The following is a 26,144-nucleotide window of genomic DNA, read 5'->3' as shown; positions in this document are numbered from 1 at the left end:
AACGCCAAAAACGATCGCATCCGGGGAGTATGTCGCCCCGGATGCAATCGTCAATGCCATAGGCAAAATTTGAAAGCGTCGGGCAGGCGCGCGGGGCCTGCCGCCGTGCCTCAGCCCTGGCGGGCCTTGAAGCGCGGAGCCTTCTTGTTGATGATGTAGACGCGTCCCTTGCGGCGAACCATGCGGTTGTCGCGATGACGGCCCATCAGCGCCTTGAGCGAATTCTTGATCTTCATCGTCTCGTCTCCGTCAACGGTGCCACGTTGGCGGCGGCATCCTCATGTTGCGCCGCGCCTTTGCGGGCCGGCTGTCTGCTTTCGGACGATCGAGACCGGTGAGGACCCGTGTCGTCCTGCCCGCCGGCTCCACCTCCTCGCGCTGGTCCGATAAGAACCGCGCGCCGGGGGCGGTGCCCGATCCGCTTGAGGCAGATGCTGGGAAGCAGCTGACCTTGGCGGCCGTTTGCCGGGCTTTGCCAACTGCCTCGTCGTCTTGGCAGTCTGGCGAAGATGGTGGGCGTGACAGGGATTGAACCTGTGACCCCTACGATGTCAACGTAGTGCTCTCCCGCTGAGCTACACGCCCGAAACTCTTCGATCCGGCAAGTTGCCGGAAAGCCGACGCCGACGGGACGGCGCGGTGGGATGCGATATAGCGGGCTTCGATTTTCGGTGCAAGCCCTTCTCGCAAACTAAATCGCCCTTTCCCGCGCCCGCTCGGTGCGCGGTGGAAAACCTGTTGAGGGGCCGGCGGGGCGAACCGCTCAGGCGGCCAGCATGCGCTCCACTTCCAGCACCAGATCCTTCAGGTGGAAGGGCTTGGACAGCACCTTGGCATCCTTGGGGGCCTGGGAGTCCGGGTTCAGCGCCACCGCGGCAAAGCCGGTGATGAACATCACCTTCAGGTCCGGGTCGAGCTGCGTCGCGCGGCGAGCCAGCTCGATGCCGTCCATTTCCGGCATGACGATGTCGGTCAGCAGCAGGGAAAAGGGTTCTTCCCGCAGCCGCTCATAGGCGCTCTTGCCATTGTCGAAGGAGACGACATCGTAACCGGCCTTTTGCAGCGCCTTGGCAAGGAAGCGCCGCATGTCGTTGTCGTCTTCCGCAAGTAGGATCCGTGTCATTCGTTGCTTCGTCCCGCTTCGCTCGGCGAATCCGCTGGCCGTTTCGCATTCCGGGCGCCGGCCGCTGCATCATGCGCCCGAAGGTCCCGTTTTGGCACATCTTTCGGATCGTTATAAGGCCGAATGGCGGTAAACATCCAGTGAAAGCGGTGTTCCGCCATCCGGCCGGCTCGGTTACCCACCGCCCGTGTGGACATTAACGCCGATTCGGGGGCTAATAGGGAAATTCAACGGGGTGGCCGACAGGCGGAGAGCGTGCATATGCAGGTCGTGAGCGGGTTCGAGGACACGAAACCTTTCGACGTCCTGCATCCGGTCGAGCAAACCACGCCCTTCGTGTTCAACTCGCCCCATTCCGGGCGGCACTACCCGCTTGCCTTCTTGCAGTCCTCGCGGCTCGATGCCCTGGCGATCCGCCGCTCGGAGGACGCGTTTGTCGACGAGCTCTTTGCCGGCGTCGTCGAACTCGGCGCCCCGCTCCTGTGCGCCCGCTTCCCGCGCGCCTATCTCGACGTCAACCGCGAGCCCTACGAGCTCGATCCGAAGATGTACGAGGACCGGCTGCCGCCTTACGCCAACAGCCGCTCGATCCGCGTTGCCGGCGGGCTTGGCACCATCGCCCGCGTCGTCGGCGAGGCGCAGGAGATCTATCGCGGCCGTCTCACCGTGCGCGAGGCGCTCGATCGCATCGAGACCATCTACAAGCCCTATCACCAGACCCTGCGCCGCCTGCTCGCCCACACCCATGTCGCCTTCGGCCATGCGGTGTTGGTCGACTGCCATTCCATGCCCTCGACGATCCGCAGCAGCGACAACGGCGCGCGGCCGGATTTCATCCTGGGCGACCGCTACGGCACCAGCTGCGCCCGCTCGGTGATCGACCAGGCGACGGAGATCCTGCGCGGCATGGGCTACACGGTCGCGCGCAACAAGCCCTATGCCGGCGGCTTCATCACCGAGCATTACGGCCGTCCGGCCAAGGGCCTTCATGCCCTGCAGGTGGAAATCAACCGCAGCCTCTACATGGACGAGGCGCGCACGGACCGCAGCTCCGGCTTCGCCGAGCTGTCCCGCGACATGCGCCGCTTCTGCGAGGAACTGGTGGCCGGCGCCCATGCCGATCTCGCCCCGGACGCGCTGGCGGCCGAGTAGGCTCCCCCTCGCCTTCCCTTTTCCCTGTCCCGTCGCCGGCAAATCCGTGAACGCAGAGCTGCGCGATGCGGCCAGAAAAAAGGGCCGCTCTCTTGCGAGGCGGCCCGAGTCTAGGGAGGAAACGCCCAAGGAGGGCGGCGCGACATGGCAAGCCATATCGCACTGCAACAAGTTTCCATCGCGGCGCACAAAAGTCAATACGGCATCGCGATTTTTCTCTCAAAAAGCGCCGCTAAAATCCATATTTATCAATTATTTCAATGATATAATGTTTGATAAATCTTCTTGAATAATTCGCCGAAAGCCCCGGATCCGCCGCTCCAGGTCGCTTAAAATAGCGCCAGGAACGAAATTGCCTATATTTTGATCAGATACCGCGTTCCGCGTCTTTTGCGCCGCACCAGCCGCGACACGTCACGCCGGCACCGGACGGCCGCGTCCCGCGAAGATTGCCCGCAGGCCGTTCCCGCGCTATTGCGGGCAGGGATTTTTTCACGCCGCCCGCCTCTCCCGCTTCTTGCTCCGGAAGGAACCGTTCATGCCCACCTCCGACGATCTCGCCGCCTTCTCGGCCGAGCTGTGCCAGGCCTCCTCCGCCGCGATCCTTCCGCATTTCCGGGCAGCCCTGTCGGTGGAGAACAAGCTGGCCGAGGGCTTCGACCCGGTGACGGTCGCGGACCGGGCCGGCGAGGAGGCCCTGCGGGCGCTCATCGAGGCGCGCTATCCCGAGCACGGTATCCTCGGCGAGGAGCACGGCAATGTCCGTCTCGATGCCGAGCATGTCTGGGTGCTCGATCCCATCGACGGCACCCGCGCCTTCATCTGCGGCCTGCCGACCTGGGGCACGCTGATCGGCCTGACACGCGGCGGCAAGCCGGTCTTCGGCATCATGGACCAGCCCTATGTCGAGGAGCGGTTCGTCGGCGACTGCGACAAGGCCTGGCTGGTCAGCCGTTCGGGCACCCGGCCGCTGTCGACCCGCCCCTGCGCGGACCTGTCACAGGCCATCATGTGCACCACCCATCCCGGCCTCTTCCAGGGCGCCGAAGGAGAGGTCTACCGGCAGATCGAGGGCACCGTGCGCACCGCCCGCTACGGCACCGATTGCTACGGCTATGCGATGATCGCCAGCGGCCAGGTCGACCTCGTCATCGAGACCGGCCTGCAGCCCTACGACATCGTCGCGCTGGCCCCGATCATCGAGGGCGCCGGCGGTGTCGTGACCAACTGGAGCGGGGGTTCGCCAGCCAATGGCGGGCAGATCGTCGCTGCCGGCGATCCGTCCCTTCACGCAAAAGCGCTGGAAATCCTCGCCCGCGCCGCCGTGTGAGACGTCTTGTGCCGGGGTCGGCTCAGCCGCCCCAGCCGGGCGCGAGCGCCGGCTCGCCATCGGCGATGAAGGCGTCGAAGGCCGCCAGGAACTGGTCGCGGTGGAAGTCGTCTTCCATCAGCAGCTCGTGGCGCGCGCCGGCGATCTCCAGATAGCGGCAGGAGCGGGTCTGGCGCGCGAAGCGCTCCGAGGCCCTCGCCGAGACGATGCGGTCGCCGGTCGAGGCGACCAGCAGCACTGGCACCTGCAGCGAGGGGCCGAAATCCGGGTCGACGAACCGCGTCATCGCGCGGCAGGCGGCCGCCAGCCAGTCGATGGTCGGCGCGCCGATCTCCAGGTCCGGATGGGCGCGCAACACCGCTTCGTTGCGGCGGAAGCGGATCTCGTCGCTGGTGAGCGGATTACCCTCGAACGGCATGTGGAACTTCGCCGCCCCGCCCGGCACATAGGCGGTGCCCAGCCCCACCGACGACAACGCGGTCGACAGCGGGCAGATCAGCCGCTGCGGCAGCCCCACCTTGCCGAGCCCGATCAGCGGCGCCGACAGCACCGCCCGCTCGATGCGGGTGCGCAGTCGCCCGGCCGCCAGCAGCAGCACCGCCCCGCCGGTCGAATGCGCCAGCACGTGGTGCGGGCCGGGCATCGAGGCGAGCGCCACCTCGCCCATCACCGTGTCGAGATCCGTGACGAAATCGGCGAAATCGTCCACATGGCCGCGCGCCGGGTTGGACAGCAGGCGCTGCGAGCCGCCCTGGCCGCGCCAGTCGAACGTGACCACGGCAAAGCCGCGCGCGCGCAGGTCCGCGATGGTCTCGAAATATTTCTCGATGAACTCGGCCCGGCCCTGCAGCAGCGTCACCGTGCCCTTGAGCGGGCCGCGGTCGGGCATCCAGCGCGCGGTGCGCAGGCGGATGCCGTCGGGCGTCGTCACCTGCTGGCAGATCGCCCCCTCCGGCACCGGATTGTCCGGATGATCGTAGAGCTCCATTGCCACCGCGCTGCACTCCAATCTTCCGGGCCGGACGTCAATGCATGACAGCCGGCGTCGCCACAAGTCCAGCGATCTCCGTGCCCTGACCCATACAGGAGCGGGGCCGCCGGCTCAACTCCGGCGGCCCCGTTCGGGAAGGTCCGGCGGGCGCATGGCCCGCGGCGATTACAGGCGGCCGTAGCCGCCCCAACCGCGACCGCCCCAGCCGTGTCCGTGACCGCGGCCGATCGGTGCGCGGCCGACGACCTGGCCCGAATAGGCATCCACGACCAGGCGCTGCGGCATGCCGCGATAGCCGCGGGCATGGGCGACATAGACATGGCCGCGATGGCGCAGGCGGCTGATGTCGCGGAAGCCCTGACGGTGCAGGCGCTTCACGATCTGGCGCGGGCCGAGGCGGTCGGCGCGGTAGCCGCGCGGGCGATGACGGTGGCCGACCAGCTGGACCTCGACGCTGGCGCCGGTGGATGCGGTGGCCGAGCCCGTGCCGATGCGGATATCGAGCGCCTGGGCGCTGGGAACCGAAAGAACGACACCAAGGGCGGCGACGGCGGCAAGAAGCGACTTCCTCATGGATCTGTCTCCTGTTTGGGCGCGTCAGCGCCGGTTGACGATCCGAAAGATGCACCGGCCCGCGTGAACCCTCCCGGAAGGCTCCGTTCACCTGTCGTTCAGGTGCCGGGACCGGCCGCCGGGGCCCTTGCAAGGCGGAAGACGCGACCGGCGGGATGCCCCTCTTGAAAGCCGATTTCGCCCTCCCCATCTCGTAAGTCGCGGGTGCCACTGACGGGCCCGCGCACGGTTCCCCTCCCGGCCATGACGGCGGGATCGCACGGAACCGGAACCATCATCTGTTGCTCAACGAGAGGACACACCGATGCGTCACTTCGATTTCAGCCCGCTCTATCGTTCCACCGTCGGCTTCGACCGCCTGCTCTCCATGCTCGACAACAACACGGGCCAGGAGGCGCCGAGCTATCCGCCCTACAACATCGAGCGCACCGGCGAGAACGCCTACCGCATCACCATGGCGGTCGCCGGCTTCGGCGAGGCCGACCTGACGATCGAGGCCAAGGAGCACACGCTTTCGGTCAAGGGCGAGCGCGCCCAGGAAGCCGAGACCGGCGAAGTGCTCTATCGCGGCATTGCCTCGCGCGCCTTCGAGCGCCGCTTCCAGCTCGCCGACCATGTCGAGGTCAAGGGCGCCAGCCTGGAGAACGGCCTGCTGCATATCGACCTTGCCCGCGAGATCCCGGAGGCCATGAAGCCCCGCAAGATCGAGATCGGCAAGGCCGGCCAGAAGCAGATCGAGGGCAGCACCCACTGACGATCCGGCACTGAAGGATCAGGCAGGCGAGACCTCGCTATCCCCCCTCGGCGAGAGACACGCCTGCCCCCCGCGCCCGGCCTTTCCGAAGGCCGGGCGCTTTTCGTTCTGGCCGGTTCCGTCAGCGCGACAGTTCGAACTGGATCTCGATGCGGTTGTAGCCGGCCTTGCCGCCGCGCCAGTCGTGATAGACCTCCCGGCTCTGGCCCGACAGATGATGCCGCGTCTCGCCGACGGCGCGCAGCAAGGGCGCGTAGCCTTGCGTGAACAGCGTCCGGATGGGTCCCAGATGCACGGCGGACGCCACCATGATCGGCTCCAGATGCAGAACCTCCAGCGGGCCGTCATAGGCAGCAGCGCCCGCCACCGGCAGGCAGATACGCCAGTCGAACGCGGTCTTGCCGTCGCGCGGCAGGTTCTGCGCGATAAAGGTCCACGGCCCCGCCGCCGCAAGGCCGGCGCGCTGGCGCTCCGCCTCGATCTCGCTCGACAGCTCGGCGGCGGCCGATGCCACCTCGGGAATGGTCAGCCGTCGGGCAATCGAGAGGACATGCATGTCCTCGGTGGGATGGATCTTCATCGGCAGTCGCTCCGGTCGTTTCGCTGAAACCGGCGCGAGGCTAGCCCCGTTCGGCTTTGCGCCAACCCGAAACGCGAAAACGAATTCCAAATTTCCGGCAGGAAAGCCGCGCACGGAGAAAATTGTTCCGCGCGCAGCCACCCTTTACCCCGCGGCGACCTCCAGGAAGCGCGCGACCTCTTCGGGCTTTGTGGCGAAGGACGTCACCAGCCGCACGCCGGACGTGCCCTCGCCCGCCTCGATCTCCGGCCACTCGTAGAACGCCGCCCCCGCCTCGCGCAGCCGCGCGATGGTGGCAAGATCGAGCACCGGGAACACCTCGTTCGCCTCCACCGGATGGGCGAGCGCATGGCCGGACGCCGCGAGCCCCTCGGCCAGCCGGCTCGCCATCGCGTTGGCGTGGCGGGCGCTTTCCAGCCAGTGGCCGTTCTCCAGATAGCCGTCGAGCTGGGCCGCGACGAAGCGCGACTTGGAGAACAGGTGCCCGGCGCGCGAGCGGTGTGCGGCAAGATCGCGCAAGGCGTCCTGGTTGAACACCACGATCGCCTCGGCGCACCAGCAGCCGTTCTTGGTGCCGCCGAAGGACAACACGTCGATCCCCGCCTTCCAGGTCATCTCCGCCGGGCTGCACCCAAGATGCACCAGCGCATTGGCGAAGCGCGCCCCGTCCATGTGGCAGACGAGATCGCGTTCCTTCGCCGCCCTCGTCAGCGCCGCCAGCTCGTCGGGCCGGTAGACCGTGCCGCACTCACTCGCCTGGGTCAGGCTCACCGCCACCGGCGTGCCGAAGCGGCTGCCGGCCGGGTGCTTGGCCAGTTCGCGCGACAGGGCTTCCGCCGAGATGCGTCCGTTGCGCGTCTCCACCGGCACCATCTTCATGCCGTGCGAGAAGAACTCCGTCGCCCCCCACTCGTCGCACAGCACATGCGCGATGTCGCTGGTCAGCACAAGCCCGCCGGGCCTTGCGCAGGCCGCCATGGTCAGCGCATTCGCCGCCGTGCCGGTTGCGGTGAACCAGACCGTGAGGTCGTCCGTCTCGAAGATCTCGCGAAACCGGTCGCGAACCTTGAGGGTGAGCGGGTCCGTGCCGTAGGCCGGCGCGGCGCCCGTGTTGTGGCGGACCATGGCATCCATAACCGGCTGCGAGGCACCCGCCCAATTGTCGCTGGCGAAGATCATGGCGCGATCTAAGACCGCCCTGCGCGCCCTTGCAAGCCCGTCCGCGCGCCTCTCCCGCCTCGCCGGAAAACGCCGCCCGGCACGGCAACCGACACATTCTTTCCTTCCCGCCACGACAGCATTGCATTAATGACAAAAGCCCCCGGCCGTGGCGCAAGAAATAGTTTTGCGCGGGCTTGCAAGCCGCTTGCCCCCCCACGGGAAATCTGGCATTGTGCGCCTCCGCCAGATAGGACAGGATTGCTGTCCCTTTTGGCCGGAACGGAAGCGGCCGGGGCTGGCCGGCTTCCCGCGCCGCGCCCGCGGCACCCCGTTCGGACAGGCTGAACGCATCCGACGGCTGATCGTGGGCGGCAGCGTGTGCTACAACTGGTCGCGGGATCCGCCGGCGCTTTGTCCGGCGTATGACTGCGGCATGCGGGCGAAACGCCCTTGCCGGTGCGCAGCACCGAAACGGATTGCCGGCGGAAGTCCCGCAAGGGACATGCACCGCCGGAACAGGCGGACCGAAGGGCAGGTCCGCTTCACTGGTCAGCGTCAGGGCGAACGCCCGTTCGACGGACGAGCCGGGCTCCTCGATCACGAGAGAGCGCGACCCGAACGGAGAAGGACGGTCCCGGCGCAGTATGAAAGAGGGCAGACATGAGCAAGACCGAAGCGATGATCGAGGCGCTGGACTTCGTGACCGAAACCGCACCGGCCAAAGCGACGACTGCCCGCAAAACGCTGAACGAGCGACGCGAGGAAGCCGCACGGTCGGGTCTTTACAATCCCGCGCGCGAGCATGACGCCTGCGGCGTCGGCTTCGTCGCCCATCTCAAGGGCGTTCCCTCCCACCGCATCGTCTCCGACGGCCTGCAGGTGCTGGAGAACCTCACCCATCGCGGCGCGGTCGGTGCCGACCCCTTGATGGGCGACGGCGCCGGCATGCTGGTGCAGATCCCGCACGACTTCTTCGCCGCCGAGACCAAGGGCCTGGGCTTCGAGCTGCCCGAGAAGGGCCGCTACGGCGTCGGCTTCCTCTTCCTGCCGCAGGACCCGGCGCTGCGCCGCGTCTGCGAGGAGATCGTCGAGCGCGTCATCAACGCGGAAGGCCAGGCATGCCTTGGCTGGCGCGACGTGCCGGTCGACAACTCGTCCCTCTCCAAGGCGCCCGACATCGCGGCGACCGAGCCCTGCTCGCGCCAGGTGTTCATCGCCTGCCGCGACTGCGAGACCCAGGACGATTTCGAGCGCCGCCTCTTCGTGCTGCGCAAGGTGATCTCCAACGTCATCCGCGCCGAGACCGATGCCGTCACCAAGGGCTTCTACATCGTCTCGCTGTCGAGCCGGACGCTGGTCTACAAGGGCATGTTCCTGGCCTATCAGCTCGGCGCCTATTACGCCGATCTGAAGGACCCGCGCTTCACCTCGGCGCTGGCGCTGGTTCACCAGCGTTTCTCCACCAACACCTTCCCGTCCTGGGATCTTGCCCACCCCTACCGGATGGTCGCCCATAACGGCGAGATCAACACCCTGCGCGGCAACGTCAACTGGATGGCCGCCCGTCAGGCGAGTGTGTCCTCGCCCCTGTTCGGCGACGACATCTCCAAGCTGTGGCCGATCTCCTACGAGGGCCAGTCCGACACCGCCTGCTTCGACAACGCGCTCGAGTTCCTCGTGCGCGGCGGCTACTCGCTCGCCCATGCGGCGATGATGCTGATCCCCGAGGCCTGGGCCGGCAACCCCTTGATGGACGAGAACCTACGGGCCTTCTACGAGTACCACGCCGCCCTGATGGAGCCGTGGGACGGACCGGCCGCCGTTGCCTTCACCGATGGCCGCCAGATCGGCGCGACCCTCGACCGCAACGGCCTGCGTCCGGCCCGCTACGTGGTGACCGACGACGATTTCGTCATCATGTCCTCCGAGGTCGGCGTGCTGCCGGTGCCGGAAGAGAAGATCATCCGCAAGTGGCGCCTGCAGCCGGGCAAGATGCTCCTGATCGATCTCGAGGAAGGCCGGATCATTTCCGACGACGAGATCAAGCGCCAGCTGTCCACCGCCAACCCCTACAAGGACTGGCTGCACCGCACCCAGATCGTGCTGGAGGAGATGCCGGCGGTGCGCGGGCGTGCGCCGGTGGCGGCGGAGACGCTGCTCGACCGCCAGCAGGCCTTCGGCTACACCCAGGAAGACATCAAGCTCCTGATGCATCCGATGGCGACCGTCGGCCAGGAAGCCATCGGCTCGATGGGCACCGACACGCCGATCTCCGCGCTGTCGGACAAGCCGAAGCTGCTCTACACCTATTTCAAGCAGAACTTCGCCCAGGTCACCAACCCGCCGATCGACCCGATCCGCGAGGAGCTGGTGATGAGCCTCGTGTCCTTCATCGGGCCGCGGCCGAACCTGTTCGATCTCAAGGGCCTGGCCACCTCCAAGCGACTGGAGGTTCGCCAGCCGATCCTCACCAATGACGATCTGGAGAAGATCCGGACCATCGGCGACACCGCCGACAACCAGTTCTCGGCCAAGACGCTGGACATCACCTACGACGCGTCCAAGGGCGCGGGCGGCATGCGCGAGGCGCTCGACAACCTGTGCGCCAATGCCGAGAAGGCGGTGATCAACGGCTACAACATCGTCATCCTGTCCGACCGTCTGGTCAGCCGCGGCCGCATCGCCATTCCGGCGCTGCTGGCGACCGCTGCCGTGCACCATCACCTGATCCGCAAGGGCCTGCGCACCTCGGTCGGTCTGGTAGTGGAGACGGGCGAGGCGCGCGAGGTGCATCACTTCTGCGTGCTGGCCGGCTACGGCGCCGAGGCGATCAACCCCTATCTCGCCTTCGAGACGCTGCTGCAGCTCCATGCCGAGCTCGACTTCCCCGAGGAAGTCGACGCCGACGAGGTTGTCTATCGCTACATCAAGTCGATCGACAAGGGCATCCTCAAGGTCATGTCCAAGATGGGCATCTCGACCTACCAGTCCTATTGCGGCGCCCAGATCTTCGACGCGGTCGGCCTGTCGACCGACTTCGTCAACGAGTACTTCTTCGGCACCGCCACCATGATCGAGGGCATCGGCCTTGCCGAGGTCGCCGAGGAGACCGCCCGCCGTCACGCCGTCGCCTTCGCCGACGTGCCGGTGCTGCGCCGCTCGCTCGATGTCGGCGGCGAATACGCCTACCGCGTGCGCGGCGAGAGCCACCTGTGGACGCCGGAAGGCATCGCCTTCCTGCAGCATGCGGTGCGCTCCAACCTGCCCGAGCAGTATCGCGAGTTCGCCCGCGAGACCAACGAGCACAACGGCCGCTTCACCATTCGCGGGCTGTTCCGCGTCAAGACCGCAGAGGATGTCGGCCGCGCGCCGATCTCCATCGACGAGGTCGAACCGGCGGCCGAGATCGTCAAGCGCTTCTCGACCGGCGCCATGTCCTTCGGCTCGATCTCGCGCGAGGCCCACTCGACGCTGGCCGTCGCCATGAACCGGATCGGCGGCAAGTCGAACACCGGCGAGGGCGGCGAGGAGCCGGAGCGCTACATGCCGCTGCCGGACGGGTCGCAGAACCCGATGCGCTCGGCGATCAAGCAGGTCGCCTCGGGCCGCTTCGGCGTGACCACCGACTACCTCGTCAACTCGGACATGATCCAGATCAAGGTGGCCCAGGGTGCCAAGCCCGGCGAGGGCGGCCAGCTGCCCGGCCACAAGGTCGACGCGGTGATCGCCAAGGTCCGCCACTCGACGCAGGGCGTCGGCCTGATCTCGCCGCCGCCGCACCACGACATCTATTCGATCGAGGATCTGGCGCAGCTGATCTACGATCTGAAGAACGTCAACCCGGCGGCCGACATCTCGGTCAAGCTGGTGTCGGAAGTCGGTGTCGGCACGGTTGCCGCCGGCGTTGCCAAGGCGCGCGCCGACCACATCACCGTGTCCGGCTATGACGGCGGCACCGGCGCCTCGCCGCTGACCTCGATCAAGCATGCCGGCAGCCCCTGGGAGATCGGCCTTGCCGAGACCCAGCAGACCCTGGTGCTGAACGGGCTGCGCTCGCGCATCGCCCTGCAGGTCGACGGCGGCCTGAAGACCGGGCGCGACGTCATCGTCGGCGCGCTGCTGGGGGCCGACGAGTTCGGCTTCTCGACCGCGCCGCTGATCGCCGCCGGCTGCATCATGATGCGCAAGTGCCATCTGAACACCTGCCCGGTCGGCATCGCCACCCAGGATCCGGTACTGCGCAAGCGCTTCAAGGGCGCCCCGGAGCATGTGGTCAACTACTTCTTCTTCGTCGCCGAGGAAGTCCGCGAGATCATGGCCGCGATGGGCATCGCCCGTTTCGACGATCTCGTCGGCCGCACCGACCTGCTCGACCAGGAGAAGATGATCGACCACTGGAAGGCGCGCGGCCTCGACTTCTCGCGCATCTTCCACATGCCCGAGGCCCCGGCCGAGGCGAAGCGCTGGACCGAGCGCCAGAAGCATCCGATCGACGACGTTCTCGACCGCCGCCTGATCGCGGCCGCCGAGCCGGCGCTGGAGCGCAAGGAGCCGGTCGTGATCACCGAGACCATCGGCAATGTCGACCGCTCCGCCGGTGCGATGCTGTCGGGCGAGGTGGCCAAGCGCTTCGGCCACAAGGGCCTGAAGGGCGGCACCATCGACGTGCGGCTGACCGGCACCGCCGGCCAGGCCTTCGGTGCCTTCCTGGCGCGCGGCATCACCATGACGCTCGAGGGCGACGCCAACGACTATGTCGGCAAGGGCCTGGCGGGCGGCAAGCTCGTCATCCGTCCGAACCCGAAGAGCGCCGCCGATCCGGACTACTCGATCATCGCCGGCAACACCGTGCTCTACGGTGCGACCGAGGGCGAGTGCTACATCCGCGGCATCGCCGGCGAGCGTTTCGCGGTCCGTAACTCGGGTGCCATCGCCGTCGTCGAGGGCGTGGGCGACCACGGCTGCGAATACATGACCGGCGGTGTCGTCGTCGTGCTCGGCTGGACGGGCCGCAACTTCGCCGCTGGCATGTCGGGCGGCGTGGCCTATGTGCTGGACGAGGACGGCTCGTTCCGCAACCGCTGCAACCTCGCCATGGTCGACATCGAGCCGGTCCCGGAGGAGGACGACCTCCTGGAGAAGCTCCACCACCATGGTGGCGACATCGAGCACAAGGGCCGCGTGGACCTGTCTGCCGACATGACGCGGCATGACGACGAGCGGCTTCGCCAGATCATCTCCAACCACATCGCCCATACCGGCTCGGCCTGGGCGCAGGAGATCCTGGAGAAGTGGGACGAGTTCCGCCCGAAATTCGTGAAGGTGATGCCGGTCGAGTACCGCCGCGCCCTCAGGGAAATGGAAGAAAAGCGGCTCGGCCTGGTGGCGGCCGAGTAAGGGAGACGAGAGATCATGGGAAAAGTTACCGGTTTCCTGGAGATCGACCGGCAGGAACAGAAGTACCAGCCGGCCTCCGACCGCATCCGCCACTTCAGGGAGTTCACCCTGCCGCTCGAGGACAAGGAAGTCGAGCGCCAGGCTGCCCGTTGCATGGATTGCGGCGTGCCCTATTGCCATGGGCCCGTCGGCTGTCCGGTCAACAACCAGATCCCGGACTGGAACGACCTGGTCTATAACGGCGACTGGGAAGAGGCGGCGCGCAACCTGCACTCGACCAACAACTTCCCCGAGTTCACCGGCCGCATCTGCCCCGCCCCGTGCGAGGAAGCCTGCACGCTGAACCTCGAGGACGTGCCGGTCGCCATCAAGACCGTGGAACAGGCGATTGCCGACAAGGCCTGGGCTGAAGGGTGGATCCGCCCCGAGCCGGCGCCGTTCCGCACCGGCAAGACCGTCGCCATCGTCGGCGCCGGTCCCGCCGGCCTTGCCGCGGCCCAGCAGCTGGCCCGCGCCGGCCACACGGTGCATGTCTACGAGCGCGAGCCGCGCGCAGGCGGCCTGATGCGCTACGGCATTCCCGACTTCAAGATGGAAAAGCACTACATCGACCGCCGCGTCGAGCAGATGGAAGGCGAAGGCGTCGTCTTCCATTACGGTGCCAATGTCGGCGTCAACCTGACGGTGGACGAGCTCAAGCAGCGCCATGACGCGGTGCTGCTGACCGTGGGCGCCGAGCGTCCGCGCGATCCCGAGCTTCCGGGCATGGACCTTCAGGGCTGCATGTATGCCATGCCGTTCCTGGTCCAGCAGAACCGCCGCGTCGGCGGCGAGGACGTCTCGGCCGAGCAGCCCTACTGGGCCGGCGGCAAGCATGTCGTCGTCATCGGCGGCGGCGACACGGCCTCGGACTGCGTCGGCACCTCGTTCCGCCAGGGCGCCCTGTCGGTGACCCAGCTCGACATCCGCCAGCGTCCGCCGGAGAAGGAGGACAAGCTGACGGTGTGGCCGTACTGGCCGACCAAGATGCGCACCTCCTCCAGCCAGGCGGAAGGCGCCGAGCGCGAGTTCGCGGCCGCTACCCTTGCTCTCGTCGGCGAGGACGGCCACGTCACCGGCGTCAAGTGCGCCCGCGTCGACGAGAAGCGCCGGCCGATCCCGGGCAGCGAGTTCATCCTGCGCGCCGAGCTGGTGCTGGTCGCCATCGGCTTTGCCGGGCCGATGGAAGGCACCTACCTCGCCGAGCTCGGCGACAGCATCGAGCGCGACGCCCGCACCAACGTCAAGGCGAACACCCAGGACTACAAGACGTCCATCGACGGCGTGTTCGCCGCCGGCGACGTCCGCCGGGGCCAGTCGCTGGTGGTCTGGGCGATCCGCGAGGGCCGTCAGGCCGCACGGGCCATCGACCTGCACCTGACGGGCAGCTCGAACCTGCCGCGCTGACCGGGCCGATTTTGCAAAGCGTGAGGCCGTTCAAGACGGCCTTTCGCAAAATCTCGCAAGATTTTGCAAAATCGTCTCAAAAAAAGATGAGCAATATCAATAAGAAAGGCGCCTCTTGCGGCGCCTTTCTCAATTTCTCAAGACCAAAAAACAGCACTTATCCCCGCCGGGGCGCTGGTTTATCCCCGTGAGGATCACGCCGCGCGGATGCTCGACAGGAAGCCGCCGACCTGCTCGCGCAGCGCCTCGGACAGCTGGGCAAGTTCGGAGCTGGCGCCGCGGATTTCGTCCGTGGCGGCCCGGGTCGAACCGCTGGCGCGGCTGAGCGCGTCCATGCTGGAGGCCACGTTTTCGGTGCTTTGCGTCGCGAACTCGACGCTCTGGCTGATCTCGCCGGTCGCCGACATCTGCTTCTGAACCGCCTGCAGGATCGTGTCGGAGATCGAGTGGATGCGCTCGACCGTGCCGGCGATGGAGCGGATCGCCCCGACCGCCTGCTCGGACACCTGCTGCACCGCCTCGACCTGCTGGGAAATATCCTCGGTCGCCCGTGAGGTCTGGCCCGCCAACGTCTTGACTTCATTAGCAACGACGGCAAAGCCCCGGCCCATTTCCCCGGCCCGCGCCGCCTCGATGGTGGCGTTCAGCGCCAAGAGGTTGGTCTGATCGGCGATCTGCTTGATCAGATCGACAACCTCGCCGATGGCCCGCCCGCTTTCCGCCAGCCGGCCGACGATGGCATCGGTCGAGCGCGATTCCTCGACCGCCGCCCGCGCCATTTCCGCCGCCTGCTCCATCTCCCGGCCGATCGACAGGATCGACTGGGACATCTCTTCGGCTGCCTCCGCCGCCGTCGAAACCGAGCTGGATGCCTGGATCGAGGAGCCGGACGCCTCGTCGACGGCGCTTGCGGCCATGTCGACCGCCCCGTCCAGATCCTTGGTCAGATGGGCAACCCGCCCGGCCGCATCGCCGAGCCGGTGAACGACCCCGACCACGGTCTGCTCGAACTCCGCTGCCACCTGGTTCAGCGTCTCGCCACGCTGGCTTGCCATGCGCTGCTGCTGCTCCAGCGCCTCGCGCGCGTCCTGCTCCGCCTTTTCCGAAAGCCGCACGCGGAAATCCGCCACCGAACGGGCGATGGCGCCGATCTCGTCGCGCCGCTCCGCGCCTGCGACCGTGATGCCGAAATCGCCGTTGGACAGGGCCACCAGCCCTTCCTGCAACGCCTTCAGCGGCCGCCGCACGCCCATCGCCAGCACGAAGGCCAGCGCCAGGAAGGCAATGCCGACGGGAAGACAGACGAGCACGATCTCCAGCATCTGTTCCAGGATCAGCCCGTCGAGCTTGGCGGTGGCAGCCGGACCCAGCAGCTCCTGCGCGTGCACCGGATCGCCCAGTGCCGACAGCAGCGAGCGCCGGAACACGTAGAAGGCATATCCCGTACCCGCCATCATGATGAGCGCGGCTGTCGCGACCATGAGCAGGAAGCGTCCCGTCACGGTAAGGGACCAGGGAGCGGAGCGGGAAATGGCCATGTTCGGGACCTGGACTGCGTTGCGAGGTCGACAGGCTTCCCGAAAAACGTGAAAAATTAGGTAATTACGTAGAATTCCGGAGGTCTGCCCCTGTCCGCGCCGTGTTCGGCAACAAGTCGAGGGCTCGCATAGTCCCGAAACTTACGGGGCGCGGAAGTCGTCGACCCGTCCGCTCTGCGGCGCAATGGGCGCGCCTTGCACGATCAACTGGTATTGCGGCGTGTCGACGACGGGCGCGTTCTTGGCGTTTTCGCCGCCGGCCAGAACCGTCTCCGGCGCGCCCTGGCGCCCGGTCAGCACGATGAAATTGGGATCGTCCTCCACCCCCTCGAAGGCGAAGGCGCCCGACGAGCCGAGGATGCGGGCAATGGAACGCTCGGCGAAGAAGGCGATCTTGCGCCGGCCGTGCCAGGTGAAGCCGATGCCGTCAGCCGAGCGCAGCTGCCGGCGCGTGCCTTCCACGTCGGGGCCGTAGGACGTGTAGCCGCCGTTTTCGTCCAGGAACACGTCCCACACATCGACATAGATGGCGTTGGCCGCTTCCGCCCGCTGCTTGGCGACCGTGTTGATATGGGCAAAGTCGTTGCGCCGGGCGACGCCCTTGGGCGGCGGCAGGCCGACCCAGACCACCGGCGTGCGCTGCGCCCGCGCGACGGCGACCAGATCGCCGATCCGCTGGCCATAGATCGCGTTCCACGCCTCGCTGCGAAACGGGGCCGTGCCGGTTTCCGTCGTGATATCGCGCTGGTCGAGCGAGCCGATCAGCATCACGATCGCCGCAACGCGGCGGCCCTGGATGATGCCGCGAACCCGGTCGCCGAGCGTACCTGGACCGGCGCCCGCAAGGCCCGCATCGTTGATCGACAGGCTGTCGACGCGCACCGACGGGACTTCCGAATAGGTCGCCTCCAGCCCTTCCGCCAGCTCGCCGGCCAGCGCATCGCCGACCACCAGGACCACCCGTGCGTCGGCCTCCTTCGGCACCTCGACAACCACGGGCCGCACCGGCTCGCGCGAGGGCTGAAGCCGCTGGCGCGGTTCGCGCGGCTGGATGCGGGTGCGGCGGCGGCTGTTGTCGACACCGAACAGCCGCAGCAGCGGCGACAGCGGGTGGAAGTTCGACTTGCGCGAATCTCCCGGCTGGACGATCGGCCGGCCGTTCTGCGCCAGCGCCGAACCCGGGCCGAAATCGGCCACCTTGCCCGGTTGCAGGTCGGGCAGCAGCAGGCAGAATGCGGTGACCAGCGCCACCAGCATGGCCAGCCGGAAACGCCCGCGCGCCGAAGGGCGGGCAGGCACGCCGGGACGACGCGCGGAGAAAGTGGCACAAGCTGTCATGGCACCGATTTTACGGCCCTTGCGGGAGGAAGGGAACAGATTCCGGTCGGAGGTTTGAATCGCGCGCCTGTCGCGATCCTTCAAGACGGGGCAAACCGGTCTTGCCATAGCGATCAGGCAATCAATTTTCGGAGCAGGACATGATCTTCAGATACTCGATCCTCTATGTCGACGACGTCCCGGCGACGCTCGATTTCTACGAGCGCGCCTTCGCGCTGCAGCGCGGCTTCCTGCATGACGGCGGCGACTATGGCGAGCTCGCGACCGGCGAGACGCGCCTTGCCTTTTCCTCCAAGACCCTGATGCGCCAGCTCGGCAAGACGCCGGGCCAGGCCGATGCGAAGGCGCCGGTCTTCGAGCTCGCTTTCGAGACGGACGACGTGCACGCGGCGCTCGAGCGGGCGGTGGCGTCCGGCGCCACGCTGCTGCAGGACGCGCGCCGCGAGGAGTGGGGACAGACGACTGCTTATGTCAGCGATCCCAACGGCTATCTGGTGGAAATCTGCTCGCCGGTCCAGTTGCCGAGCGCCGGCTGACACGCCAGCTCCAGAAGGGCGCGATCCCGGCGCAGCCGCTCCGGGCTCGCTCCGAACCAGCGGGCGAGCTCCCGGGTCATGTGCGCCTGGTCGGCAAAGCCGCACTCCGCAGCAATCTCCGCCAGCGGGGCTGCGCCGGCCAGTTGTCCGGCGGCCCTGCGTGCCCGTCCCAGCAAGCGCCATTGGTCGGGCGGCGGCAGGCCCTGCTCGCGGAACCGCCGCTGCAGCGAGCGCGGCGACAGGCCGAGCCCGCGTGCGACCGAGGCAAGGCTCTCGCCCGGCCCGGCCAGCAACCGGATAGCGGTGCCGACGTCGCCGCCCCTGCCCTCCAGTCCGGCAAGCGCATTGCCGAGGATTTCCGCAGCTCCATCGCCGGATCCACGCTCCGCGTCGCGGGCGATCTCCGCCAGAACCTGCGGCGCGATGCCGGCCCCCGGCCTCAGGCGAAAGCCCTCGATCAAGGTTCCGGCCGCCAGTTCGGCGATGCGCGGGCAAAGGTCGAATGCGGTCAGCATGACCTGCGGCGCCGCGCCCGCCCGGTGCAGCACCAGGACGTCGCGGCAGCCGTCGGGCAGCACCGGCGTCCTTTCGGGCGCCGTCGCCAAATGCTGCCAGGCGAGGAAGGCCGCTCCATCCGGCACCGGCTCAGCGTCCCCTGCGGATGTGCTCCAGCAGCGCCACCGAGGCATAGCCGTCCGGGATCAGGCCGGCTGCCGTCTGATAGGCGCGGATGCCGCGCCGTGTGGCCGGTCCCACCTGCCCGTCCGCCGTGCCGACGGAAAAGCCGCGCCGGTTGAGCAGCGTCTGCAGTTCCTCCGCCTGCGGCTTCGACAGCGGCAAGGCATCGCGCTGCCACTGGCGGGCGAACGGCTCGCCGCCGCGGATCCGGTCGGCAAGATGGCCGACGGCCAGGGCATAGGCGGTGGCGTTGTTGTAGCGCTTGATGACGAAGAAGTTCTTCAGCATCAGGAAGGCGGGACCCGACGCGCCGGCCGGCAGCACCAGCTCGGCATTGTCGGACGGGCGCGGGAAGTCGCGGCCGCCGGGGCGGCGCACGCCGATCCGCGACCATTCGCCGAGCGAGCGGTCGGTGTCGGCCAGCGTGTAGTCGAAGCCGCGCGGCAGCTCGACCTCGTAGCCCCAGGTCTTGCCGCCCTGCCAGCCGTGCTTTTTCAGGTAGTTGGCGGTGGAGGCGAGCGCATCGGGGATGTTGGTCCAGATGTCGCGCCGGCCGTCGCCGTCATAGTCGGCCGCATACTGTTTCCAGCTGGAAGGCATGAACTGGGTGTGGCCCATCGCGCCGGCCCAGGACCCTTCCATCCGGTCGGGCGAGACGTGGCCGGCGTCGAGGATCTGCAATGCCGTCACCAGTTCGCGCTGCCAGAACTCGCGCCGGCGCGGCGCGGCATAGGCCAGCGTCGCCAGGGCGCGCACCACATAGTGCTTGCCCATGAAGTTGCCGTAGTTGGTCTCCATGCCCCAGATCGCCACGACCGCGTGGCGCTCGACGCCGTAGCGGCTCTCGATCACCGCCAGCTCGCGGGCATAGGTCTGCAGCATCTGGCGACCGTTCTCGACGCGCGTGTCGGAGACGGCGCTGTCCAGGTACTCCCAGATCGGCTTCACGAATTCCGACTGCCGGTTCATGAGCCGGATCGTATCCTCGTCCGGCGTCATGCCCTGGAACGCCCGGCGATAGGTCGCCTGCGACACACCCGCCGCCCGCGCCGTCGACCAGAATCCGTCCACCCAGCGGGTAAAACCGGCATCGGCCATCGCCGCGCCGGTCGGCAGGCAGAGCGTCAGGGCAAGTCCGAGGGCACCGGCCAGCCGCCGCACGGAACGGGCCGGCCCCCTTGCATGGCTCTGAAGCAAAAACATCAACACTCCTGATCGTCTCCCGGTGGAACCGCCTGCTTGCGTTATGCAGGCCCGGTTCCCTCGCCCCCCGACGCCCCGGATTTCCGGACCGGCCCGACAGGCCGGTCGCACCGCCTCTGTCGGCAAGTATGCCTCAGTGCCGGAATCTCAACCCCGCCTCGATCGTGTTCGAATCGTAGCTCGATCCCGGATTGCTCGAGATGAAGCGGCGGAATGTGTAGCGGCCCTGCAGCGCGACATTGGACGTCAGTGCCCAGGTCAGCGCCGTCGTGGCCCGTGCCTCCTGCTCGGTGAGCACGAGGCCGGTATAATCGCGCCAAGTGTAGCCGATGCCGACCTCGCCGCTCAGTGCGTCGCTGAAGCCGTGCGCCACCCGCAAGTCGCTCGAATAGGCGGCCGAGCCCGGCGTTCCGGCCAGCGAGGACGGGGCGAAACTGGTGCTGGCAAGCGCCGTCACCGTGGTCAGCCGGGTCGGCGACCAGACCAGCGAGCCGTCCACCGTCATGCCGTCCAGCCGCGCCAGGCGGGCATCGTCCAGCCTCTCGCTGCGCCAGCCGACGGCGATATCGCCGGAGATCTTGCCGCCATTGTCGAAGGCAAGGCCGGCCCTGAGGCCATAGCCGGAAGAGTTACGGTCCTCGCACAGCGCCGGATTGTTGCACGCGTCCATGTAGCGGCGGGCAAGCACGCTCGCCTCGGCAAAGGGTGTCACCGCGGCGCCGGTATTGCCGTCGACGCGCAAGGTCGCGGTGAACAGCGCATTGTCGCGGTCGCGATTGGCCGCAGCGCCCCCCGCGCCCTGGTAATAGGTCGCATCCACCTCGCCGCGCAGCTCCGCGCCGACAAGGCCGAGGTCCCGGCGCAGCGCCAGACCGCCGCCGAGCGAATGGATCTCCTGGTCGCCGCCGGCCGATTCGGCCGTGCCGCGATCCTGCATCGACAGGCCATAGCTGCCCGAGATGTCGACCTCGGTGCGCTCGCCGACCTCCAGCCGCAGCAAGGCGTCGCTCGACACGTTCGGGTCGGCCTCGAGCCCGCTGTCGGGATAGCCGGTATAGCTGCCGCGGAAATTGATGCCGAGGCTGTGGCGCGACCAGTCGGACTGCACCCTGAGGCTCGGCGCGATGCGATAGGTCGCACCGCCATTGCCGTTGGAATCGCCCGCCCGGTTGTCCGACCAGCCAAGACCCGTGAACAGCTCCGGATAGAGCAGGAAAGAGCCGACGCGCATGCCGCGCGGTTCGTCCCGCGTCGTGTCGCCGGCATAGGCCGTGTTGGCGATCCGCCCGCCGCCGCCCAGTGCCGAACGCCTCTGCACGGCCCGCAGTCTTTCGGAGAACGGCTGAACCGGCTCGGCGCGTCCCGTTGCCGTCAGCGCCTGTGCTTCCTCGCCAGCGCCGGGGCCGATCTCGGAGATCGTGCCGCGCGTGCCGCTGCGCCCTTGCGCGGACACTCCGTCCTCGCGGCCGAGCGGATCGACCCCGTCCTCCGCCTCCCCGTCGAAACCGGTATCGGCGGACGAGGCCAGCGGCGCGGAGCCGAACAGCGAGCCGGATCCCGATGCCGACCCGGAGCCCAGACCTGTGTCCTGCGCCTGGACGCGCGGGGCCGTGGGCAGCTGCGCAGCGAGCAGCGCCATGACGGCAAGGGCGGAGAGGGCGGTACGTGTCATTCTCGATCCAGCGGCGACATGCGGCCGGGTTGCGGCCAACTTTGGCCACGATAATGGTCTGTTAAGGTTAACGGAGCGTTGCGCAAGCCTTGCCGGCGCTCCGTCCGCCGCCCTTGCGAAAGCCCCCGGCTGGGGGGTAAGACGGGCGCAACCGAACATCGATACGGCCGGACCCGCCCCATGACCGCACCTGTTGCCCTCGACACCTCCTCCGCAAGCAGCGGACAGGACGCCTGCGCCTCTGCCCTGCGGACGATCGAGACCGAGGCGGCAGGCCTTGCGATCCTGAAGGCCGCGCTCGGCAACGGCCTGTCCGAGCCTTTCGCCCGCGCGGTCGCGACCATCGCCTCGGCGCGCGGCCGGGTGATCGTCACCGGCGTCGGCAAGAGCGGCCATGTCGGCGCCAAGATCGCCGCGACGCTCGCCTCCACCGGTACGCCCGCCTCCTTCGTGCATGCGACCGAGGCCAGCCACGGCGATCTCGGCATGATCACCGACAACGACGTGGTGCTGGCGCTGTCCTGGTCCGGCGAGACGCAGGAACTGGCCGCGACCATCGCCTATACGCGCCGCTTCAAGGTGCCGCTCGTCGCCATCACCTCGCGCTCCGAGAGCGCTCTTGGCACCGCCGCCGACATCGTGCTGGCGCTGCCCAAGGTCGAGGAGGCCTGCCCGCACGGCCTGGCGCCGACCACCTCGACGATCCTGCAGATGGCGACCGGCGACGCGCTGGCCATCGCGCTGCTGGAAGCGCGCGGCTTCACCGCCCAGGATTTCAAGGTCTATCACCCCGGCGGCCGGCTCGGTGCCAGCCTGCTGCATGCCCGCGACGTGATGCATGGCGGCGAGAAACTGCCGCTCGCCACCCCGGCGACCACCATGCGCGACGCCATCGTCCTGATCACGCAGAAGGGCTTCGGCGTGCTCGGCATCGTCGACGAGGCCGGACAGCTGGTCGGCATCATCACCGACGGCGACCTGCGCCGCCATCTCAGCCACGATTTCCTCGACAAGACCGCCGGCGACGTCATGACCCGCGCGCCGAAGACCATTCCCGGCGACATGCTGCTGGCCTCGGCAATGGAGTTCCTCAACCGCACCTCGATCACGGCGGTTTTCGTCGTCGAGGACGGGCGTCCAGTCGGCATCATCCATCTGCACGATCTGCTCCGGCACGGCGTCGCCTGAGGCATTCTTCACGCAAAGCGAGGGTTGCCCTCGTGGTTTTTTCCGATTGCGCAGCAAATTTCCCCTCGCCCCTTTAGGGATTGATTAGCCACGCCCTGCCTATGATCACCTCCAGGTCCGCGACCGGACCACAGGTTTGTTCGGAGAGTGGCACGGCATGGATCTCGGTTCGATCATCGGCATCGTTGCAGCATTTGTGGTCGTCCTCATCGCCATCATGCTGGGCGGCAACCTCACCCAGTTCATTGACGTTCCCTCCATTCTGATCGTCATCGGCGGCGGTTTCGCCGCGACCCTGGTGCGCTTCCCGCTCGCCGGCATCGGCGGCGCCTTCGTGGTCGGTGGCAAGGTCGCCTTCACCCACAAGAAGTCGAGCCCGCGCGACCTGATCGAGGAGATCAGCACGCTTGCCGACATCGTCCGCAAGTCCGGCCCGCTGGGCCTGGAAAATGTCGAGGTGAGCGATCCGACCCTGGCCAAGGGCGTGCAGTACATCGCCGACGGCTATGAGGGAGAGTTCATCAAGGACGCGATGGAGCGCGACCGCGACCTCTATCTCGACCGCCTGCAGGAAGGGCGCAAGGTGTTCAAGGCGCTCGGCGATTCCGCGCCGGCCTTCGGCATGATCGGCACTCTGGTCGGCCTGGTGCAGATGCTCGCGACCATGGACGATCCCTCCACCATCGGCCCGTCGATGGCCATCGCGCTGCTGACGACGCTCTACGGCGCCCTGATCGCCAACGTCGTCTGCCTGCCGCTGGTCGACAAGCTCGATTCGAAATTCGAGACCGAAGAGGTCAACCAGACCCTCGTCATCGACGGCATCCTGCAGATCCGCGAGAACAAGAGCCCGGCCCTGATCCGAGACATGCTGATCGCCTATCTGCCGGAAAAGGCCCGCGCCGAGTTCGCGGAAGCCGCCTGACACCCGGCACGACACATCACGCGACGGAGACCGGCGCACCATGGCCAGAAAAAAGAACGCAGGCGGCGGCGGCGCCCCGGAATGGCTGGTCACCTTCGCCGACCTGATGTCCCTGCTCGTCTGCTTCTTCGTGCTGATCATCTCCTTCTCGATCCAGGACAAGCAGAAACTGCAGATCGTCGCCGGCTCGATGCGCGAGGCCTTCGGCGTCAAGGAAACGTCCCGGCGCACCGGCATCATCGAGGTCGAGGGCATCCCCGTCCGCGACTACATGAAGGACGTCAGTCAGGTTCCCGAAGAGGTGGATTCCGATTTCTCACAGGAGCGGCACGAGCAACGCCGCAAGCAGGGACCGGAAGCCAACACCCACGATGTGCGCAAGTCGGACATCGAGCATCCGCGCCAGTTCGCCACCGCCGCGGCCTCCCTGCGCCAGGCCTGGCAGGAAATGCCCGACATCACCGAAATCTCCTCCAACATCATCCTGGAGGAGACCGATGAAGGCCTGAACATCAGCCTCGTCGACCAGGACGGCCGCTCGATGTTCCCGGAAGGCTCGAAATACCCGTATGAGCTGACCCGCCGCCTGCTGTCGAAGATGGCCCCGGTCATCGGTCGGATGCCGAACCGCATCCAGATCACCGGCCACACCACCTCGGGCGGCATCGCGCTGAACCCCAGCTACACCAACTGGGAGCTTTCGGCCGATCGCGCCAATGCCGCGCGCCAGATTCTGACCGAATACGGCGTGCCCGCCGACCGGTTTTACGGTGTCGTCGGCAAGGCCGACAGCGAACCGCTGTTCCCCAACGACCCCTATCTTGCCGCCAACCGCCGCATCGGCATCTTGCTGATGCGCGAGGAACCGCCAATCCCGCTCGGCCACAATCCGTAAGGGACGGGCAGCTCCGAAACCAAACGACGAAGGGCCGGGAAACAATTCCCGGCCCTTTCGCTTTTTCGCGCTTCTGCGCCCCGTGAATTGAGCTCTCAGCCCTCGACGGGCGTTACCACCAGCGTGCTGCCATCGACCCCGACGACACGGATGCGCGTGCCGGCCGGGCAATCCGGCCCGCTCACCCGCCAGACGCTGTCGTCGAACCGGACCGAGCCCTGCCCGCCGGAGATCGGCGCGGCCAGCACGAATTCGCGACCCACCATGCGCGCCCCGCGCTGGTTGAGCCCGGCCTCATCCCCCTCGCTGCCCTGCCGGCGCATGTAGAGGCGCCCGACAACCACGGCGATCACCGACAGCAGCCCGAACAGCACGATCTCCAGCTGCCAGGGCATTTCGACCAGGATCGCCAGGGTGCCGACGACGATGGCGGCAAGGCCGAACCACAGGAAGAACGTGCCCGGCGCCAGAACCTCGAGGCCGAGCAGGAGCAGACCGCCGATCCACCAGATCCACGGGCCCAGCTCCATCACCAGACGCTCGATCATGGTCATCCCCGCGGCTCGCTGCCGTCACGCGACGGACCGCTGGTCGTGGGCACGCTGCCGCGCGGCCGCGACGACCCGCCGCCCGGGCCGAACGCCTCCTTGGCGATCTCGGCAATGCCCGAGAGCGAGCCGAGGATGGCGGTGGTCTCGGTCGGCAGGATCAGGAGCTTCTGGTTCGGCGAGCGGGCGAACTGGCCGAGCGCCTCGACATATTTGTTGGCGACGAAATAGTTGATCGCCTGCATGTCGCCGGCGGCGATCGCCTCGCTGACCATGCGGGTCGCGTTGGCCTCGGCCTCGGCGGAGCGTTCCCGCGCCTCCGCATCGCGGAACGCGGCCTCGCGCCGGCCTTCCGCCTCCAGGATCAGCGACTGCTTCTCGCCTTCCGCCTGCAGGATTTCCGAGGCCCGCTTGCCCTCCGCTTCCAGGATCGAGGCGCGCTTCTCGCGCTCCGCCTTCATCTGACGGCCCATCGCCTCGACGAGGTCCCGCGGCGGGTTGATGTCCTTGATCTCGATGCGGGTCATCTTGATGCCCCAGGGAGACGCGGCCGCATCCACCACCCGCAGCAGGCGGGCGTTGATCTCGTCGCGGTTGGACAGCAGTTCGTCGAGATCCATCGACCCCATGACCGAACGGATGTTGGTCATGGTCAGGTTCAGGATCGCATTCTCCAGGCCCGAGACCTCGTAGGCGGCGCGCGCCGCATCCAGCACCTGGTAGAAGGTGACGCCGTCGGCGCTCACCGTGGCATTGTCGCGGGTGATCACTTCCTGCGTCGGAACGTCGAGCACCTGCTCCATCATGTTGATCTGATGGCCGACACGGTCGACGAAGGGGACGATGATGTTGAGGCCCGGGGTCAGCGTCTTGCGATACCGGCCGAAGCGCTCGACGGTGTAGTTGTAGCCCTGCGGTACGGTCTTGACGCCTGCCAGGACAACAAGGACCAGCAGGACGAGCAGAACCAGAACGAGGATATCGAAACCAAAAAGGCCTTCGAGCATCTTGCGTCACCTTCACCAAGGCCGCACTGCCGTGCGGCGGAACGGATTGCAGGCCGGTCGCGCGCAACCGGACGGCCCGCCGCTACATGTACCCGGCGAGCCGCGATCT

22 protein-coding genes and 1 tRNA gene are annotated in these 26,144 nt (G+C 67.4%); 9 read left to right on the top strand and 14 right to left on the bottom strand.

The window, feature by feature from the left end; genetic code table 11:
- Positions 1 to 110 precede the first annotated feature (110 nt).
- The 3 genes from ykgO to cpdR all read right to left on the bottom strand — a co-directional run bounded on the left by ykgO (position 111) and on the right by cpdR (position 1,123).
- Entirely contained in the window at positions 111 to 236 is a 126-nt protein-coding gene (ykgO, locus tag ACVJ6E_RS13475; RefSeq protein WP_029059454.1) for a type B 50S ribosomal protein L36, read from the bottom strand.
- 274 nt (positions 237 to 510) lie between these two features.
- A tRNA-Val gene (locus ACVJ6E_RS13470) sits at positions 511 to 585 on the bottom strand.
- A 178-nt stretch (positions 586 to 763) separates the two neighbouring features.
- Positions 764 to 1,123: a cell cycle two-component system response regulator CpdR gene (gene cpdR, locus ACVJ6E_RS13465; RefSeq protein WP_067218617.1), complete on the bottom strand. Its 360-nt coding sequence runs from the start codon at positions 1,121 to 1,123 to the stop codon at positions 764 to 766.
- Between the two features lie 261 nt (positions 1,124 to 1,384).
- On the opposite strand from cpdR, the gene ACVJ6E_RS13460 reads away from it, so the two are divergent.
- On the top strand, positions 1,385 to 2,275 hold the full coding sequence (locus ACVJ6E_RS13460) for an N-formylglutamate amidohydrolase (RefSeq protein WP_120269636.1): 891 nt from the start codon (positions 1,385 to 1,387) through the stop codon (positions 2,273 to 2,275).
- A gap of 538 nt (positions 2,276 to 2,813) precedes the next feature.
- On the top strand, positions 2,814 to 3,605 hold the full coding sequence (gene hisN / locus ACVJ6E_RS13455; RefSeq protein WP_120269637.1) for a histidinol-phosphatase: 792 nt from the start codon (positions 2,814 to 2,816) through the stop codon (positions 3,603 to 3,605).
- Between the two features lie 22 nt (positions 3,606 to 3,627).
- On the opposite strand, the gene ACVJ6E_RS13450 is transcribed toward hisN, so the two are convergent.
- Both ACVJ6E_RS13450 and ACVJ6E_RS13445 read right to left on the bottom strand, forming a co-directional pair.
- Positions 3,628 to 4,593, bottom strand: a complete 966-nt coding sequence (locus tag ACVJ6E_RS13450; RefSeq protein ID WP_120269638.1) for an alpha/beta hydrolase — start codon at positions 4,591 to 4,593, stop codon at positions 3,628 to 3,630.
- A gap of 168 nt (positions 4,594 to 4,761) precedes the next feature.
- Positions 4,762 to 5,169, bottom strand: coding sequence for a hypothetical protein (locus ACVJ6E_RS13445; RefSeq protein WP_120269639.1), 408 nt, complete (start codon positions 5,167 to 5,169; stop codon positions 4,762 to 4,764).
- A gap of 304 nt (positions 5,170 to 5,473) precedes the next feature.
- Between ACVJ6E_RS13445 and ACVJ6E_RS13440 the strand changes: the two genes are divergently transcribed.
- Positions 5,474 to 5,923, top strand: coding sequence for an Hsp20 family protein (locus ACVJ6E_RS13440; protein ID WP_120269640.1), 450 nt, complete (start codon positions 5,474 to 5,476; stop codon positions 5,921 to 5,923).
- Positions 5,924 to 6,044: 121 nt separating this feature from the next.
- Here ACVJ6E_RS13440 and ACVJ6E_RS13435 read toward each other — a convergent pair whose 3' ends face one another.
- Together ACVJ6E_RS13435 and ACVJ6E_RS13430 are read right to left on the bottom strand one after the other, a co-directional pair.
- Positions 6,045 to 6,503 carry a hypothetical protein gene (locus ACVJ6E_RS13435; RefSeq protein WP_120269641.1) on the bottom strand — a complete coding sequence of 153 codons (459 nt, stop codon included), beginning with the start codon at positions 6,501 to 6,503 and terminating at the stop codon, positions 6,045 to 6,047.
- A gap of 144 nt (positions 6,504 to 6,647) precedes the next feature.
- Entirely contained in the window at positions 6,648 to 7,682 is a 1,035-nt protein-coding gene (locus tag ACVJ6E_RS13430; protein ID WP_120269642.1) for a threonine aldolase family protein, read from the bottom strand.
- A 660-nt stretch (positions 7,683 to 8,342) separates the two neighbouring features.
- On the opposite strand from ACVJ6E_RS13430, the gene gltB reads away from it, so the two are divergent.
- Entirely contained in the window at positions 8,343 to 13,061 is a 4,719-nt protein-coding gene (gene gltB / locus ACVJ6E_RS13425) for a glutamate synthase large subunit (protein WP_120269761.1), read from the top strand.
- 15 nt (positions 13,062 to 13,076) lie between these two features.
- Positions 13,077 to 14,507, top strand: a complete 1,431-nt coding sequence (locus ACVJ6E_RS13420; protein WP_120269643.1) for a glutamate synthase subunit beta — start codon at positions 13,077 to 13,079, stop codon at positions 14,505 to 14,507.
- 194 nt (positions 14,508 to 14,701) lie between these two features.
- Here the strand turns inward: ACVJ6E_RS13420 and ACVJ6E_RS13415 are convergent, their stop codons facing one another.
- Both ACVJ6E_RS13415 and ACVJ6E_RS13410 read right to left on the bottom strand, forming a co-directional pair.
- On the bottom strand, positions 14,702 to 16,045 hold the full coding sequence (locus tag ACVJ6E_RS13415; protein WP_208996752.1) for a methyl-accepting chemotaxis protein: 1,344 nt from the start codon (positions 16,043 to 16,045) through the stop codon (positions 14,702 to 14,704).
- A gap of 141 nt (positions 16,046 to 16,186) precedes the next feature.
- Positions 16,187 to 17,383, bottom strand: coding sequence for a DUF459 domain-containing protein (locus ACVJ6E_RS13410; protein WP_158592720.1), 1,197 nt, complete (start codon positions 17,381 to 17,383; stop codon positions 16,187 to 16,189).
- A gap of 140 nt (positions 17,384 to 17,523) precedes the next feature.
- Here ACVJ6E_RS13410 and ACVJ6E_RS13405 point away from each other — a divergent pair, with 140 nt between their 5' ends.
- Complete coding sequence (locus ACVJ6E_RS13405; protein ID WP_120269646.1) at positions 17,524 to 17,919, top strand: VOC family protein; 396 nt, start codon at positions 17,524 to 17,526, stop codon at positions 17,917 to 17,919.
- On the opposite strand, the gene ACVJ6E_RS13400 is transcribed toward ACVJ6E_RS13405, so the two are convergent.
- The 3 genes from ACVJ6E_RS13400 to ACVJ6E_RS13390 all read right to left on the bottom strand — a co-directional run bounded on the left by ACVJ6E_RS13400 (position 17,871) and on the right by ACVJ6E_RS13390 (position 21,472).
- Positions 17,871 to 18,560, bottom strand: coding sequence for a helix-turn-helix transcriptional regulator (locus ACVJ6E_RS13400; RefSeq protein WP_208996754.1), 690 nt, complete (start codon positions 18,558 to 18,560; stop codon positions 17,871 to 17,873). The genes ACVJ6E_RS13405 and ACVJ6E_RS13400 overlap by 49 nt on opposite strands.
- A 4-nt stretch (positions 18,561 to 18,564) precedes the next feature.
- Positions 18,565 to 19,800: a lytic murein transglycosylase gene (locus ACVJ6E_RS13395; protein WP_120269648.1), complete on the bottom strand. Its 1,236-nt coding sequence runs from the start codon at positions 19,798 to 19,800 to the stop codon at positions 18,565 to 18,567.
- A 133-nt stretch (positions 19,801 to 19,933) separates the two neighbouring features.
- A complete protein-coding gene (locus tag ACVJ6E_RS13390) occupies positions 19,934 to 21,472 on the bottom strand; it encodes an outer membrane beta-barrel protein (protein ID WP_158592721.1) in 1,539 nt (512 codons plus the stop codon).
- 180 nt (positions 21,473 to 21,652) lie between these two features.
- Here ACVJ6E_RS13390 and ACVJ6E_RS13385 point away from each other — a divergent pair, with 180 nt between their 5' ends.
- The 3 genes from ACVJ6E_RS13385 (at position 21,653) to ACVJ6E_RS13375 (ending at position 24,480) form a co-directional block, all read left to right on the top strand.
- Positions 21,653 to 22,660, top strand: coding sequence for a KpsF/GutQ family sugar-phosphate isomerase (locus ACVJ6E_RS13385; RefSeq protein WP_120269650.1), 1,008 nt, complete (start codon positions 21,653 to 21,655; stop codon positions 22,658 to 22,660).
- A gap of 157 nt (positions 22,661 to 22,817) precedes the next feature.
- Positions 22,818 to 23,585: a motility protein A gene (locus ACVJ6E_RS13380; protein WP_120269651.1), complete on the top strand. Its 768-nt coding sequence runs from the start codon at positions 22,818 to 22,820 to the stop codon at positions 23,583 to 23,585.
- A gap of 40 nt (positions 23,586 to 23,625) precedes the next feature.
- Positions 23,626 to 24,480 (top strand): OmpA/MotB family protein, encoded by an 855-nt coding sequence (locus ACVJ6E_RS13375; RefSeq protein ID WP_120269652.1) that lies wholly within the window; start codon positions 23,626 to 23,628, stop codon positions 24,478 to 24,480.
- 95 nt (positions 24,481 to 24,575) lie between these two features.
- Here ACVJ6E_RS13375 and ACVJ6E_RS13370 read toward each other — a convergent pair whose 3' ends face one another.
- Entirely contained in the window at positions 24,576 to 25,034 is a 459-nt protein-coding gene (locus ACVJ6E_RS13370; protein WP_199681296.1) for an NfeD family protein, read from the bottom strand.
- Positions 25,031 to 26,035, bottom strand: a complete 1,005-nt coding sequence (locus ACVJ6E_RS13365) for an SPFH domain-containing protein (protein WP_120269654.1) — start codon at positions 26,033 to 26,035, stop codon at positions 25,031 to 25,033. Before ACVJ6E_RS13365 ends, ACVJ6E_RS13370 begins: the two co-directional genes overlap by 4 nt.
- Positions 26,036 to 26,144: the final 109 nt, after the last annotated feature.

This window comes from Stappia sp. G46H5W (genome assembly GCF_058448995.1).
This window is presented reverse-complemented; position numbering and strand designations above follow the sequence as displayed.